Below are 13,285 nucleotides of genomic sequence, written 5' to 3' on the forward strand. Positions count from 1 at the left end.
AACAATTATTATTCATCTTTTCTAATATTATAATTTATCCAGCAGCTTTTTTTTCTGTTCTGTAAATTCTTCATCTGTCAGAATACCGCTTTCTCTTAGTTTGCCTAATTTTTCAAGCTTATCAAAAATAACTGATGGATCTTCTTTTTTAACTGGGGTTTGTTGTGGCTTTTCAATATCTTTTACCTGCGAAATCTCCTTTTCTACTCTCTCTTGATTCTGTGAACTGTATATATTGGCCTGTATGGCATCATAAAAAGTTTTCGCTGCATTTCTATTGTACAGTTTGAACTCAGCTTTTGGACCATCTGTAAAAAGCTTTAACTCAGAAGAAAGCATCCCATTACTATGTTGCATAGAAGTGATTTTATAGTGTGGAAATTCATTTTCGGAGACGCCACCAAAAAATTTTTTGTCTACAAAAACAATTCTGTTCTGCGTAGAAACTAAAATTCCCTCAAGATTGTTATATAAATATTTTCCTTCAGCAATGGCAATAATTTTTTCATCTTTTTCAAGCACATTCACCAGCTCTTTCACCTCACTGTTTACAAAAATACTGAGGTTGGCATTCAATGAAGCAATTTGTCCTTTAATCTCGTCCAGTCTATTGGGCGTTTCTGTAGTATAACCCGTTTGAATAGGTTGAGAGACTTCTGTAGCCACTCTAAGATTCGGAATATCCGTTTCTACAGGTTCCTCTTCTTCTATACTGCCGTGTAATACAATATCTCTTATCTGTAGCAGACTATAGCTGGCAAGATCTGATACCAAATCTTTATCAATATTAGTTGCTTTATTAAGACATTTATTGCACAAGACCCCTCCATCAGAGAGTTTGTTTTCTCCTAACAGCGTGTCCATTGACGTTAATGGTAATCCACATAGAGCACAATCTGTGTTCATTTTTAATTTTGTGTTGGTTTTATTTTTTTAAAGTTTTTCCAGAAGCTTTTTCTTTTGTTCGGAAAATTCTGTGTCTGTCAGAATGCCCATTTCTTTTAGTTTACCAAGTTTTTCCAGCTGTTCAAAAATCGCTGAAGAGTCTTCATTTCCTGTATTGAAAACGTTTTCCTGAGCAAAGTCCGGAATTACTTGAGTAAATGCCTGCAACGGTCTGGAATCCTGACTGGAAGGTCTTACAGCATCACTGTAATTTCGATTAAGAATATTTGTGAAAGCTCTTGCATCATTTTTAGTGTGCAGCTTAAATTCTGCGGTTCCCCGATTGGTATTGATTTTCAATATGGAGTACAAAAGATTTTCAATATGATCAATAGAAGAAATGCTCTGAAGAGAGAATTCATTCTTTACAACTCCGCCCAGAAATTTCTTATCAATAAAAGCAAGCCTCTTTTGGGTTGAAAAAATAATTCCTTCTCTTTTAGTCTGAAGATCTATTCCTTCTGCAATCGCATAAAGTTTCTCATCTCTATCCAAAATATTGGCAAGTTCCTTTACTTCTTCATTGGCAAGCACACTGAGTCTCGCCTTAAGGGCTACAATCTGATCTTTGATTTCATCCAGTCTTGTTGGAGCATCGTATTGATAGGTGTTTCCTGTATAGAAAGAATCATTTTGAGTTTGGCCTGCGTCAATTTTACTTTTCAGAAACATTCCTGTAATTTCTGCAAAGTAAAACTGATCCAACGTATGAAGAAAATCCCTGTTAATATTGACCGCTTTGGTAAAACAACCCGTACACAAATATCCGCCATCTGCCAATTTATTTTTCCCTACCAACATATCTGTAGACGTGAGAGCGCTTCCGCATAATGCACAAATAGTATTCATTTGGTTTTTATGTTTAAAAGTTTTTATTGATTTTAGAGAAGAAATACTTCCCTGTTTTATAACATCGACTCCAAATTACAAATTCTAAATCGAATGTAGACTTCAAAAATATTTAAATCTTATCATCCTCCAAATAAATCAACCACAAAAATTACTTTTGTGGTTGATTTATTTTTAATGTATGTAAAATGGTATTACCCTAAAAATTCTTCTAAAGAAACAGTTTTTTGTTCTCCAGCTTCAAGATCTTTATAAGTAACTGTATTATTTTTTATTTCTTCCTCACCCAGAAAAACAAGATTCTTAATACCTTTCTTTTCTGCGTAGGTAAACTGTTTGTTGATCTTTGAGTTTTCGGGATATAATTCTGCAGAAACACCTTTTGCTCTTAGTTGCATGATCAACTTTAAAGCTTCTGTTATTCCTTCTCCTCCGAAATTGGCAAAAAGATATTCTATTTTAGCAGAAGCTTCTTCAGGGAAAAGATTCAACTCTTCCATTACAAGATAGATTCTGTCTAGCCCGAATGAAATTCCGATTCCCGGGATATTTTTTACTCCAAAAACTTCGGTCAGGTTATCATATCTACCTCCTCCTCCGATAGAACCCATCGCCACTTCATCAGCTTTTACCTCAAAGATGGCTCCAGTATAATAGTCAAGTCCTCTCGCTAAGGTAATATTGAAAACTAAATTCTGCATATCAACCCCAAGATTCAAAGATTGTGTAAGAACAAATTCCAGTTCTTCTACTCCTTTCAGACCAATTTCATTGCCTGCAAATTTTTCTTTCAACTGAAGAAGGTTTTCTAGTGCATCGTCAGACTGTTCGAAAAGGAAGTCCAATTTATCAATAGATTCCTGAGAGATTTCTCTTTCCAACAATTCTTTAACAACTCCGTCTTTTCCAATTTTGTCAAGTTTATCTAAAGCTACAGTAAAGTCAATCAGTTTATCTGTGATTCCTGCATACTCAGCTAATCCGAAAAGAATTTTTCGGTTGTTCATATGAATGGTTACAGGAACTTTCAGATCTGAAAATGATTTTAGATATAGCTGAACCAGTTCTACTTCCTGTAATAAGCTTTCGCTTCCTACAACATCTGCATCACACTGGTAAAACTCTCTGAATCTTCCTTTCTGAGGTCTGTCTGCTCTCCAAACCGGCTGTATCTGATAACGTTTGAATGGAAATGTCAGTTTCCCATGATTCATTGCTACAAATCTTGCAAAAGGTACAGTAAGGTCATAACGAAGGGCTTTATCTGAAATTTGTGAAGTAAGTTTTTGATGGCTTTTATTTTCCCAATCTTCAGTATTTACTTTTGAGGTATAATCTCCAGAATTTAAAATCTTAAAAATCAAACGGTCTCCTTCTTCTCCGTATTTTCCTGTCAACGTGGAAAGATTTTCAAAGCTTGGGGTTTCCAAAGGCTGAAATCCAAATAACTCAAAATTATTCTGTAAAATAGTAATGATATATTTTCTTCTGGAAACTTCCTGTGCCGTAAAATCTCTCGTTCCTTTTGCTAAACTTGGCTTCATTTCTTGTATGTCATTTTGATAGATGCAAAAGTACGGAATTGAATGGAATTTCACACAGCATAAAAAGCTGAAGCTATAATCTTCTTCAGCTTTTGATGTTTTTTGATCATTTAATTATTCGAAAAATCAGACATTCTCCAGTATTTCCAGAATTTCTTCACCATAATTTTCAATCTTATGTTTTCCAAATCCTTTAATCTCAAGCAATTCTTCTTTCTTAGCAGGTTTGTATTTGGCAACAGACATCAGCTCTTTGTTGCTTGCAATAAAGTAAGTGGGTAAGTTCTGTTCTTTGGCCTTTTCCGACCTCCATAGCTTCAAAGCATTCAGGATCTGCTCTTCATCGTAGCTTAAAGAATCATTTTCTGCGGAATATTTTACAGCTTTTGGTTCTTTCACTGTATTTTTCACAATTCTCTGTTCTTCAAAATACAGAATAACAGACCAATACTTTTCTTCGTTTACAAAAGCTGTTTCTACTTTCATAATTTCGTTGGCTTCCAGAAAATCATCCAGCATTTTCTGATCTCTGTATAAGAATTCTTCAGGAAGTCTTATTTTAAAAACTTTTACTTTCATCATTTGTGTTTTTAGAATTATTTTCCTCCCAGTAAAAGGATTTCATCAACCCGTATTTCTGTAATATAGCGCTTCACTCCCTCTTTATCATCATATGATCTGTAGGTAAGCTTTCCTTCTATGGCAATTTCTTTTCCTTTGGGAACGTATTTCTCAAAAATCTCTGCAGTTTTCCCGAAGGCAATCAGATTGTGCCATTGTGTTTCTTCTACTTTTTCACCTCTAGCATTGGTGTAATGATCGCTTGTTGCTAATGATACACTTGCTTTAAGGTTTCCATTTTCGAAATTTAACATTTCAACTTCTTTACCTGTGTAACCAATTAGGGTTACCTTGTTTCTTAGTGACATAACTTTTAGATTTTAAATATTAATAATATAGATAAGAGACGTTCACTGCTTTCTCAAATCTCTGTTACAAAGATTCATTACCTGAGAAGCTTTAGTCGGTAATAAACTATTTAAATTCGTTTGTAGTCGTTTATAGTCGGATATTAAATAGTAAAAAATGATCTCAAAAACGAATTCATCAGAATAAAAGAATAGATCAAGTTCGTAATTATGATTAATATCTTATTGCATAAACAAAATATAGAATTCACAGTTTCTTTACTTTTAGGATAAAAATTAATTATTTTTGTATCCTATTTTTCTAAAAATAGACATCATAAAAAATTTTGGTCGATATAAAGAAATGAAAAACATGAAGAAGCTTGAGATTAAAAAGAATATTCAAAAGGAAGAAGACAAAAATCTTTCGTTTAGGGCTTTTGATTTAACAGAAGAATATTTAAAGGAATATTTTAAACCTCATAAAAAAGACCATTTTATGATCATTATTATTGAAAGTGGAACACTACAACTTCATATTGAGGACAAAATTCACTTTTTGAAACCCGGAAAAATCTCTGTAGTATTTCCTGAGCAGGTACATTTTATTTCTGACATCAGTAATGACCTGAAAGGGAAAATTATTTTGTTTGAAGAAATACTGTTTTGTTCAGATATTTTAAAGAATGAGCTGAGTACTTATAACGTTAACCTTTCCACACAGCTTCACTGTACTATTTTATCTCAGCAAGAGTTTCAGCAAAGCTTATATACGATTTCCATCATTCAAGGAATTTATCAAAACCCTAGTCTTATAAAAAAAGAACAGGCAAGATTTCAGATTAAAATATTTCTGTTGGGCTTAATTGAGTCAATCCATGGCTTACACCCTGTTTTACATAAAGAAACAGCTGACAAACCTGTTTATGTACGGTTCAAAAAGTTATTGAACGAGCACTATAAACAACACAGAACTGTTCAGTATTATGCCGATGAACTGGCAATTACTCCTAAAAAATTAAACTCAATTACCAAAAAACATTGTGGAGAAACGGCGATTCAGGCTATCCATAACAGAATTTTAATTGAAATAAAGCGACAATTGATGTTTTCAGATCTTTCTCATAAGGAAATTGCCTTTGACTTGGGATTCAATTCTCCTTCTGCTCTCAACAAGTTTGTAAAAGCAAAACTGAAAGAAACTCCAACAGAACTCCAGCAAGAATTGGCGCAAATGTATAACACATAATCTTGTTTGTATAGCATCGTCTGTTTTGGCAGATCTAATTTTGTCTCATTAAAAATTTAGTCAAAAAATGAGCAAATTATTTATTGCTGGGGAAGTTTTTCACGGTGCGGGAAGCCTTTCAGAACTGGCAAATATTAAAGGTAAAAAAGCAGTAATCGTAACAGGAGGAGGCTCGATGAGAAAGAGTGGCACTTTGGACAAAGCTATTGCTTATCTTACAGAGGCCGGAATAGAAACTCAGATTTTCGAAGGTGTAGAAGAAGACCCATCGTCTGCAACATGTATGAAAGGAACTGAGGTTATGAAAACATTTGAACCGGACTGGATTATAGGTTTAGGAGGTTGTTCTGCCATTGATGCAGCAAAAATCATGTGGGTATTTTATGAATATCCGGATGCAGATTTTGATGCCATGATCAAACCTTTCACTGTTCCGATTTTAAGAAATAAAGCAAAGTTTATAGCTATTCCTTCTACCAGCGGAACAGGAACTGAAACAACAGGTCTAGCCGTTATTACTGACAGAGAAAAAGGAGTAAAATATCCTATCGTTTCTTATGAATTGACTCCGGATATTGCCATTGTGGATGGCGAAATCTGTGCTTCAATGCCTGCTCATGTTACTTCAAATACAGGTCTTGATGCTTTAACTCACTGTGTGGAAGCGTATGTTTCGAATATTGACAACAATATTGCCGATGCACTTTCAAAAGGTGGTCTAGAGATCGTTTTTAATAATTTAAAAGAAGCGGTTGAAAACCCGAATAATATTATAGCCCGTCAGAATATGCATGATGCCTCTTTTATGGCCGGTCTGGCATTCAACAATGCGTGGTTGGGAATTGTACACTCATTATCTCACCAGGTGGGAGCTTTGTATGGAATTCCTCATGGAGCATCCAATGCTATTTTCCTTCCGAATGTTATCCGTTACAATGCTCAGGCAACAGAACGTTTTCCTGATCTCGCTAAAGTAATCGGTAAAGAAACAGCAGAAGATCTTGCTCAGGCCATTGAAACCTTGCGTTCCGAGGTCAACAATCAGTCTGCAATAAAAGAATTTGGAATTTCAAGAGAAGATTGGGACAAAAACCTTGATTATATCGCCAACAATGCATTAGTGGATCCTTGTACAGGTTTCAATCCTAGAGTTCCTTCTTTAGATGAATTGAAAGCAATTTATAATGCCTGCTATGAAGGATTGGTTTATTCCGAGGAATTAGTTACTGGATAATTTGATATTTAAATTTCAGCACTAAAGAGAACCAGAAAGTCAGATTGACTTTCTGGTTTTATTTTACATTCATAACATAAAAAAAAGATGCATAACGTGCAATCTCTATCAGGTAAAATACATAAATTAGTATCTATTTTTCAACCCAAACCAACCTGCTATGAAAAACCTATTTTCAGCCTCAGCTAAATATGGATTACTTGTATTATGCCCTATTCTTTTTCATGCACAAAAAAGCAGTTATACCGCCGCTCCTCAAACCCAGTTTGATCTGACGGGCTTTAACCTTCAGCTTCCCATTCCGAAAAATAATTCTATTACCATCATTAAAGGTCCGGAAATAGCCCAGTTTTCGTCGCCCAATTTTTATTATTCTAAAGAGGATAAAAGTATTCGTTTTTATTGTTCTTCGGACGGAGTTACTACCCAAGGATCTCATTATCCCAGAACAGAATTGCGTCAGGCAGATGATTGGCATTTTGAAAACCAACATAATTTACAGGTTAAAATGTCTGTTTTGCAGCAGCCAGCTTCCGGGAAAATTATCATTGGACAAATTCACGGAAGTTCCAAAGGCACAGAAGCCGTAAAACTGTGGTGGAATAATGGAGATCTTCAGGCCGGTTTTAAAAAGGAAGTTAATGGCAAAGAAGAACGTATCACCCTTCTGAAAAATATTTCTCTGGGTCAGATTTTTGAATACAGTATCCAACAGGATGGTTTAAATGTACAGGTAAAGATCAATCAGAAAACAACTTCCTATACATTGGGAGACAGCTGGAAGTCGGAAGCAGTGTATTTCAAAGCCGGAAACTACCTACAGGATAATAAACTTCCGGTAACTTCTGGTTTAGTGGCCATTTATCATATTAAAATTGTAGAATAAACTATCGGATTATTTTTCAGCTATATTCTGAAATTATCAGGGGATATCTCTAGTATTATCCATTTACAAACGGATAATTCCGTATATTTGTGAAAATTCATGTATGAAAAGGGACATCAAAATTTTTGAGTTTCCTCTCAATCTGGGGCTTGTAAAAAAGATACATGAGACAGAACCCGGAGTTAAAAAGCTTCCGGACTGGCTCAGAAAGTTTAGTTTTCATAAAAAAATTCAACCTACACATATTTTTAGACTGGAAGCTCCGGCATATTCTATGGATCTTGATGAAGATTCAAATGTCCGAAATGCCAATGAAATTATCAAATATGCTAAGAAACAATCTGAAACAGTCCTGAATCATTACGATAAAAATTCGTTCAACATTTTTCTTGGTGGGGACTGCAGTATTCTCATAGGCAATGCTTTAGCATTAAAAAAGCTTGGAACTTACGGCCTTTTTTACCTTGACGGCCATACAGACTTTATTCCGGCAGAACTTTCTGAAACAGGAGGAGCTGCAGGAATGGATCTTGCTATAGTTTCCGGAACCGGCCACAAAAAACTGACCGACATTAACGGATTAAAACCTTATTTCTCTGAAGAAAATATCTTCTGTTGTGGAAATGCTGAAACAGAAGATGAAGACTATGTAAACCAAATTATCAATTCTCAGGTCCATTACTTTGATATTCATAATCTAAGAAAGAATGGCTTTAAAAAAACAGCCGAAGATTTCTTACATATCGTACATAAAAAAAATCTCGATGGTTTTTTGATTCATCTCGATGTGGATATATTGAAAGACGAAATTATGCCCGCTGTCGACTGCAGAATGGAAGATGGGATAGGCTATGCAGATTTGAAAGAAATACTGACCCCATTAATCCACCATCAGCAATGCTTCGGGATAGAAATTACCATCCTAGATCCGGATTATGATAAAGATGGGATCTACACCAAAATTTTCATAGAAAATATAATTCAAATAATAAATAAAGAAGATTAAATGAAGAAGGCTATAAAAAGAACGTTCAGAGTCTCAAAATATGTGATATATAAAGAAACGCTTGTTGATTACAAAGAGCATTTCTGGTCATTCTTAGGCGCTTTTTTCGGGATTGGGCTCATTGCCTTTATCCAGTCTCACTCTTTGGCAGAAACAGAAAATATATTTCTGATCGGTTCTTTTGGAGCGTCCAGTGTCCTTATTTATGGAGCCATTCAAAGTCCATTGGCACAACCCAGAAATCTTATAGGCGGGCACGTTCTCTCTGCTATTGTAGGAGTTACCGTGTACAAGATTGTTCCGGATATCATATGGCTTTCTGCACCATTGGCTGTAGCTTTTTCTATTGTCCTTATGCAGTATACCAAAACTTTGCATCCGCCCGGAGGAGCCACCGCATTGATTGCTGTGAGTTCTACAGGGAAAATTCCGGAATTGGGATATTGGTACGTTATTTCCCCTGTTCTTTCAGGATGTATTATTCTGCTTGTTGTCGCTTTATTTTTCAATAATATTACTGCCAACAGAAGCTATCCTTCTCACAATAGGTTCAAAAAGTTATTAAAGAAAAGACATACACACCACACCAAATGATAAAATAATGAATTGCCTCGAATGTGGCGAAAAAATAATCGGAAGGGCTGATAAAAAGTTCTGTAATGATGCCTGCCGCAACGCCTACAACAATAAGCAGAACAAAGATTCTACCAATCTTATGCGGAACATCAACAACAAGCTGCGTAAAAATTATCGTATCCTTGTTGAAATCAATACCGATGGTAAAACTAAAGCAACCAGAGCCAAATTGGAAAGTCTTGGCTTCGATTTTGATTATTTCACCAATATAAAAGTTTATAAAAACGGTTCAGAATACAAATTTATTTATGATTACGGCTATAAACTTCTGGAAGAGGATTTTGTGCTGATTGTAAAAAATCAGGCATAGCCCCAATACATCTACTAAATATATTATTATGAAAGAAATAGTTCTCATTACCGGAGCCAGTGGCATGATTGCCCATGAACTTTCCAAAAAACTCGAAAAAGATTTTGACCTGAGATTTCTTACCCGGCATAAAAAACATGCTAACGAGTACGAATGGGACATTATCAATGGAATAATAGATGAACATGCTGTAGAAAATGTTTCTCATATCATTCATCTTGCAGGGGCCAATATTTCTGAAAAAAGATGGACTCCTGAAAGAAAAAAAGAACTGATCTCGAGCAGAGTTAGTTCTGCATCTCTGCTAAAAAACGCTTTACAAAACAAAAATGTGAAGCTTAAATCCTTTATTTCAGCATCGGGTATTAACTTTTACGGTACCAAAACCACTGAAAAAATCTATACGGAAACAGATCCTCCCGGAAATGACTTTCTAAGTGAAGTTGTTATATTGTGGGAAAAAGCAGCTGATGATTTTAAAAAGGAAAGTTTTGCAGAAAGAGTGGTAAAAATCCGAACGGCAGTCGTTCTTTCTGAAAAAGATGGGGCACTCAAAAAGATGATTCCTCCTATCAAATATTATATAGGATCTCCTTTGGGAAGCGGAAAACAGTATATGCCCTGGATTCACATTGAGGATATCTGCTCACTCTACGAATTTGCCCTAAAAAACACGACTATTGACGGTGCTTACAACGCAGTAGCTCCACAACATATTACCAATAAGGATCTGACGAAAGCAATTGCTGAGGTCCTGGAAAAGCCCCTATTTATGCCTAACGTTCCGGCTTTTATACTAAAACTGATGTTCGGAGAACTTGCAACGGCTATATTGGAAGGTTCAAGAGCTTCATGCAAAAAAGTACAGGAATCAGGATTTCAGTTTAAGTTCCCGGAGTTGAAACCTGCGTTGAATGATTTATTAAAAAAATGATTCCCAATCAATTCTTCAGCCGTTTTTTATGAAAGATCTTATTCTGAAAAATATTTCCAAACATATTTCCCTGGATTGTCAGGAAGAATCCTATTTTCTTTCTTTGTTGAAGGAAAAAAAAGTAATCAAAAAAGAACTGATCTTAGAGCATCAGCAAACCTGCAATTACATTCATTTTGTACAGTCAGGGATTCTTAGAGCTTTTTACATGGATTCTTCGGGAAAAGAATCTACCATTATGTTTGCCGTTTCGGATTGGTGGATTACTGATATGTATTGTTTTATCAATCAAAAACCTGCCATGCTCAACATTGAAGCACTGGAAGATAGCTCTATTCTACAGTTATCTAAAGACCATTTGGAAGAACTTTACCTTAAAGTCCCTAAATTTGAAAGGTTTTTCAGAATCATTATGCAAAATGCCTACATCCGAGAGCAGCTTCGTACTATTGAGAACCTTTCTCTTCCGGCAGAAGAACGCTATTACAATTTCATAAACAAATATCCGGAAGCCGTAAAACGTATTAAACAAAAACAAATTGCCTCATATCTTGGGATCACTCCTGAGTTTTTAAGCATTATTAAAACCGGAAAACAAAAAAACAGTTTCTCTTAAACTACATTATTTTTTTAATTTTATAAGTTCTTTTACTTTACTCAAAAAAAATTATGCTTATACTTATTGCAGGTCCTTACCGCAGCGGAACGAATGATGATCCGAAACTTATTCAGCAAAACCTGGACAACCTTGAAGCCATGGCTCTGCCTATTTTCAAAAAAGGACATATTCCTATTATCGGAGAATGGGTGGCTCTGCCTCTCATGCATCTTGCTGGCTCTACAAAAGTGGGAGATGAAATTTGGCAGGAAATACAATACCCTGCAGCCCACCGTCTCCTCGAGAAATGTGACGCCATACTTCGCATAGAAGGAGCCTCAAAAGGAGCCGATGAAGATGTAAGAATTGCCAGAGAAAAAGGCCTTAAAATTTATTATAACATAGAAGATATCCCCAATGCATAACCCAGACATTACAATACAGAAAACAGAAATTCTCTCAGACAACTGGTATACGTTAAACAAAGTTACTTTTACGCTTCACAAAAAAGACGGTACCGAGGAAACTCAGAGTAGAGAAGCTTATGACCGCGGAAATGGTGCCGTAATCTTACTTTATAATCCAAGTACAAAAAACGTCATTTTAACAAGACAGTTCCGTCTTCCTACCTACATCAACGGAAATACTACAGGAATGCTGATTGAAGCCTGTGCCGGACTGCTGGATAATGATAATCCTGAAGACTGTATAAAAAGAGAAACAGAAGAAGAAACAGGGTACAAAATTTCCAAAGTACAGAAAATATTTGAAGCCTATATGTCTCCCGGTTCTGTAACAGAAATTCTCCACTTTTTTGTTGCCGAATATTCTGCTGAAATGAAAATTAATGAAGGGGGCGGATTGGAAGAAGAAGGCGAAAATATAGAAGTTCTGGAATTATCTTTTGAAGAAACCCTTGCCATGATCGATTCCGGAGAAATAAAGGATGCCAAAACAATAATGTTACTACAACACTTAAGAATAAAAGGAATTTTATAATCAATATCTGCGATCATAGAACAGAGATCACCAAAACTAATGACAAAGAAAGAAATTGCAGAAATCATTCAACACGAATTAACCGACAAAAACTGGGGATTTACCGAACAGATACTGGAAATACATTCTCCAGTATATCAGAATGATAACATTTCTATTGGAAATATAACAGAGAGTGATAAGGAAATAGCAGCCTATATTCCCATTATGAATGAGCCTTTTTATCTTACATTCTATATCAATTTAGAAAGTAAAGAGATTACAGGAATTTCTACCGAACCTAATGTATCCGTTTATTTCAAAGCAACGTCTGACAAGATCAACAGTACAGAACTTGAGCAGATGATTCAACTGCAAACTACGGAAAGCTGGAATAAAGGCGAACAAAAACAAATTAAAACCGGAAGTTATGATATCAGTGGGATTATCATAGAAATTGATAAAAATCCTGATACTTTTGAACGAAAACTAAATTTCCTTCTTTCTGAACTTCAAAAAGATAAAAACGGAATCCTAAAACTCTCCGAAGTTGCAAAAACTACCATTCACGTTCATATTGATTTTCATAACGATAATGGAATGATTGGCAGTCCATTCTTATCAAAAGACCATATCAAAAAGCTTTCAGAACTCAATCTTTCTATTGATTTTGATCTCTACGTCTCCGGAAAACAGTATATTAACTGATCATAAAACACAAAACATTATTTTAAAATTAGATATTCAATGCTTCAAGACCACATTACCGTTCAAAACCGTTATAAAAGTTTTATAAAACAAATCTGTGAAATACAAACATTATTCGCTTTAAAAGATGAAACAGGATACGCCACCTCCTACTCCAACGAAATAGAATATGAAGATGGCGAACCTGCACAAATCCTGTGCTTCTGGTCGGATGCCGCAAGAGCAAAATCCTGTGTAGAACAGGAATGGAATCATTACGAAGTATCATCCGTACCTCTCGCTGAATTTGTAGAAAACTGGTGTCTGGGAATGAACAGTGACGGGCTTATTGTAGGTGCTGATTTCGACAGCAATCTTTTTGGATACGAAGCAGAACCTCTGGAAGTTATTCTCGATATTATCACAGAATTAAAAAATACAGGAAAAACTCTAGAATTGAGAAAGTTCAAAAATATGGACGATCTTGAAAAGCAGGTAAAAGAAGTCTTAGAAGACTAAAA

The 13,285-nt window shown here is 35.3% G+C and carries 17 protein-coding genes; 12 read left to right on the plus strand and 5 right to left on the minus strand.

Features of this window, described 5'->3' with window-relative positions; genetic code table 11:
- Positions 1 to 27 precede the first annotated feature (27 nt).
- From ACL9RH_RS06835 to ACL9RH_RS06855, 5 genes are all read right to left on the minus strand, one after another.
- On the minus strand, positions 28 to 906 hold the full coding sequence (locus tag ACL9RH_RS06835) for a PH domain-containing protein (RefSeq protein WP_422692588.1): 879 nt from the start codon (positions 904 to 906) through the stop codon (positions 28 to 30).
- Positions 907 to 933: 27 nt separating this feature from the next.
- Positions 934 to 1,794 carry a PH domain-containing protein gene (locus ACL9RH_RS06840; RefSeq protein WP_422692589.1) on the minus strand — a complete coding sequence of 287 codons (861 nt, stop codon included), beginning with the start codon at positions 1,792 to 1,794 and terminating at the stop codon, positions 934 to 936.
- Between the two features lie 194 nt (positions 1,795 to 1,988).
- Positions 1,989 to 3,338: a histidine--tRNA ligase gene (gene hisS, locus ACL9RH_RS06845; protein WP_422692590.1), complete on the minus strand. Its 1,350-nt coding sequence runs from the start codon at positions 3,336 to 3,338 to the stop codon at positions 1,989 to 1,991.
- Positions 3,339 to 3,464: 126 nt separating this feature from the next.
- The gene (locus ACL9RH_RS06850) at positions 3,465 to 3,920 is read right to left on the minus strand and encodes an HRDC domain-containing protein (RefSeq protein ID WP_422692591.1); all 456 of its coding nucleotides are present in this window, start codon (positions 3,918 to 3,920) and stop codon (positions 3,465 to 3,467) included.
- Positions 3,921 to 3,934: 14 nt separating this feature from the next.
- Positions 3,935 to 4,267, minus strand: a complete 333-nt coding sequence (locus ACL9RH_RS06855; RefSeq protein ID WP_422692592.1) for a single-stranded DNA-binding protein — start codon at positions 4,265 to 4,267, stop codon at positions 3,935 to 3,937.
- Positions 4,268 to 4,619: 352 nt separating this feature from the next.
- Between ACL9RH_RS06855 and ACL9RH_RS06860 the strand changes: the two genes are divergently transcribed.
- The 12 genes from ACL9RH_RS06860 (at position 4,620) to ACL9RH_RS06915 (ending at position 13,283) form a co-directional block, all read left to right on the plus strand.
- A complete protein-coding gene (locus ACL9RH_RS06860) occupies positions 4,620 to 5,495 on the plus strand; it encodes an AraC family transcriptional regulator (RefSeq protein WP_422692593.1) in 876 nt (291 codons plus the stop codon).
- Positions 5,496 to 5,562: 67 nt separating this feature from the next.
- Positions 5,563 to 6,729, plus strand: coding sequence for an iron-containing alcohol dehydrogenase (locus ACL9RH_RS06865; RefSeq protein WP_422692594.1), 1,167 nt, complete (start codon positions 5,563 to 5,565; stop codon positions 6,727 to 6,729).
- A 160-nt stretch (positions 6,730 to 6,889) separates the two neighbouring features.
- Entirely contained in the window at positions 6,890 to 7,615 is a 726-nt protein-coding gene (locus tag ACL9RH_RS06870) for a polysaccharide lyase family 7 protein (protein ID WP_422692595.1), read from the plus strand.
- 103 nt (positions 7,616 to 7,718) lie between these two features.
- Positions 7,719 to 8,621, plus strand: a complete 903-nt coding sequence (locus ACL9RH_RS06875; protein WP_422692596.1) for an arginase family protein — start codon at positions 7,719 to 7,721, stop codon at positions 8,619 to 8,621.
- Positions 8,622 to 9,215 (plus strand): HPP family protein, encoded by a 594-nt coding sequence (locus ACL9RH_RS06880; protein ID WP_422692597.1) that lies wholly within the window; start codon positions 8,622 to 8,624, stop codon positions 9,213 to 9,215.
- A 4-nt stretch (positions 9,216 to 9,219) separates the two neighbouring features.
- A complete protein-coding gene (locus ACL9RH_RS06885) occupies positions 9,220 to 9,567 on the plus strand; it encodes a hypothetical protein (RefSeq protein WP_422692660.1) in 348 nt (115 codons plus the stop codon).
- A gap of 28 nt (positions 9,568 to 9,595) precedes the next feature.
- Positions 9,596 to 10,501 carry a TIGR01777 family oxidoreductase gene (locus ACL9RH_RS06890; protein WP_422692598.1) on the plus strand — a complete coding sequence of 302 codons (906 nt, stop codon included), beginning with the start codon at positions 9,596 to 9,598 and terminating at the stop codon, positions 10,499 to 10,501.
- A 28-nt stretch (positions 10,502 to 10,529) separates the two neighbouring features.
- Positions 10,530 to 11,117 carry a Crp/Fnr family transcriptional regulator gene (locus ACL9RH_RS06895; protein WP_422692599.1) on the plus strand — a complete coding sequence of 196 codons (588 nt, stop codon included), beginning with the start codon at positions 10,530 to 10,532 and terminating at the stop codon, positions 11,115 to 11,117.
- A gap of 53 nt (positions 11,118 to 11,170) precedes the next feature.
- Entirely contained in the window at positions 11,171 to 11,524 is a 354-nt protein-coding gene (locus ACL9RH_RS06900; RefSeq protein WP_422692600.1) for a DUF4406 domain-containing protein, read from the plus strand.
- The gene (nudK, locus tag ACL9RH_RS06905; RefSeq protein WP_422692601.1) at positions 11,517 to 12,098 is read left to right on the plus strand and encodes a GDP-mannose pyrophosphatase NudK; all 582 of its coding nucleotides are present in this window, start codon (positions 11,517 to 11,519) and stop codon (positions 12,096 to 12,098) included. Before ACL9RH_RS06900 ends, nudK begins: the two co-directional genes overlap by 8 nt.
- Before the next feature lie 39 nt (positions 12,099 to 12,137).
- Positions 12,138 to 12,785: a DUF4279 domain-containing protein gene (locus ACL9RH_RS06910; RefSeq protein WP_422692602.1), complete on the plus strand. Its 648-nt coding sequence runs from the start codon at positions 12,138 to 12,140 to the stop codon at positions 12,783 to 12,785.
- A 39-nt stretch (positions 12,786 to 12,824) separates the two neighbouring features.
- Positions 12,825 to 13,283: a DUF2750 domain-containing protein gene (locus ACL9RH_RS06915; protein WP_422692603.1), complete on the plus strand. Its 459-nt coding sequence runs from the start codon at positions 12,825 to 12,827 to the stop codon at positions 13,281 to 13,283.
- The last annotated feature ends 2 nt before the right edge of the window (positions 13,284 to 13,285 follow it).

It is taken from the genome of Chryseobacterium sp. Mn2064 (assembly GCF_049319685.1).
Classification (GTDB): Bacteria; Bacteroidota; Bacteroidia; order Flavobacteriales; family Weeksellaceae; genus Chryseobacterium.

Excerpts from the sequence above, each read along its gene's own strand:
- ACL9RH_RS06870 (WP_422692595.1), top strand. The coding sequence starts at position 6,890 with ATGAAAAACCTATTTTCAGCCTCAGCTAAATATGGATTACTTGTATTA.
- ACL9RH_RS06915 (WP_422692603.1), top strand. The coding sequence starts at position 12,825 with ATGCTTCAAGACCACATTACCGTTCAAAACCGTTATAAAAGTTTTATA.
- ACL9RH_RS06880 (WP_422692597.1), top strand. The coding sequence starts at position 8,622 with ATGAAGAAGGCTATAAAAAGAACGTTCAGAGTCTCAAAATATGTGATA.
- ACL9RH_RS06875 (WP_422692596.1), top strand. The coding sequence starts at position 7,719 with ATGAAAAGGGACATCAAAATTTTTGAGTTTCCTCTCAATCTGGGGCTT.
- ACL9RH_RS06895 (WP_422692599.1), top strand. The coding sequence starts at position 10,530 with ATGAAAGATCTTATTCTGAAAAATATTTCCAAACATATTTCCCTGGAT.
- ACL9RH_RS06865 (WP_422692594.1), top strand. The coding sequence starts at position 5,563 with ATGAGCAAATTATTTATTGCTGGGGAAGTTTTTCACGGTGCGGGAAGC.
- hisS (WP_422692590.1), bottom strand. The coding sequence starts at position 3,338 with ATGAAGCCAAGTTTAGCAAAAGGAACGAGAGATTTTACGGCACAGGAA.
- ACL9RH_RS06850 (WP_422692591.1), bottom strand. The coding sequence starts at position 3,920 with ATGATGAAAGTAAAAGTTTTTAAAATAAGACTTCCTGAAGAATTCTTA.
- ACL9RH_RS06840 (WP_422692589.1), bottom strand. The coding sequence starts at position 1,794 with ATGAATACTATTTGTGCATTATGCGGAAGCGCTCTCACGTCTACAGAT.
- ACL9RH_RS06860 (WP_422692593.1), top strand. The coding sequence starts at position 4,620 with ATGAAGAAGCTTGAGATTAAAAAGAATATTCAAAAGGAAGAAGACAAA.
- nudK (WP_422692601.1), top strand. The coding sequence starts at position 11,517 with ATGCATAACCCAGACATTACAATACAGAAAACAGAAATTCTCTCAGAC.
- ACL9RH_RS06855 (WP_422692592.1), bottom strand. The coding sequence starts at position 4,267 with ATGTCACTAAGAAACAAGGTAACCCTAATTGGTTACACAGGTAAAGAA.
- ACL9RH_RS06900 (WP_422692600.1), top strand. The coding sequence starts at position 11,171 with ATGCTTATACTTATTGCAGGTCCTTACCGCAGCGGAACGAATGATGAT.
- ACL9RH_RS06890 (WP_422692598.1), top strand. The coding sequence starts at position 9,596 with ATGAAAGAAATAGTTCTCATTACCGGAGCCAGTGGCATGATTGCCCAT.
- ACL9RH_RS06835 (WP_422692588.1), bottom strand. The coding sequence starts at position 906 with ATGAACACAGATTGTGCTCTATGTGGATTACCATTAACGTCAATGGAC.
- ACL9RH_RS06910 (WP_422692602.1), top strand. The coding sequence starts at position 12,138 with ATGACAAAGAAAGAAATTGCAGAAATCATTCAACACGAATTAACCGAC.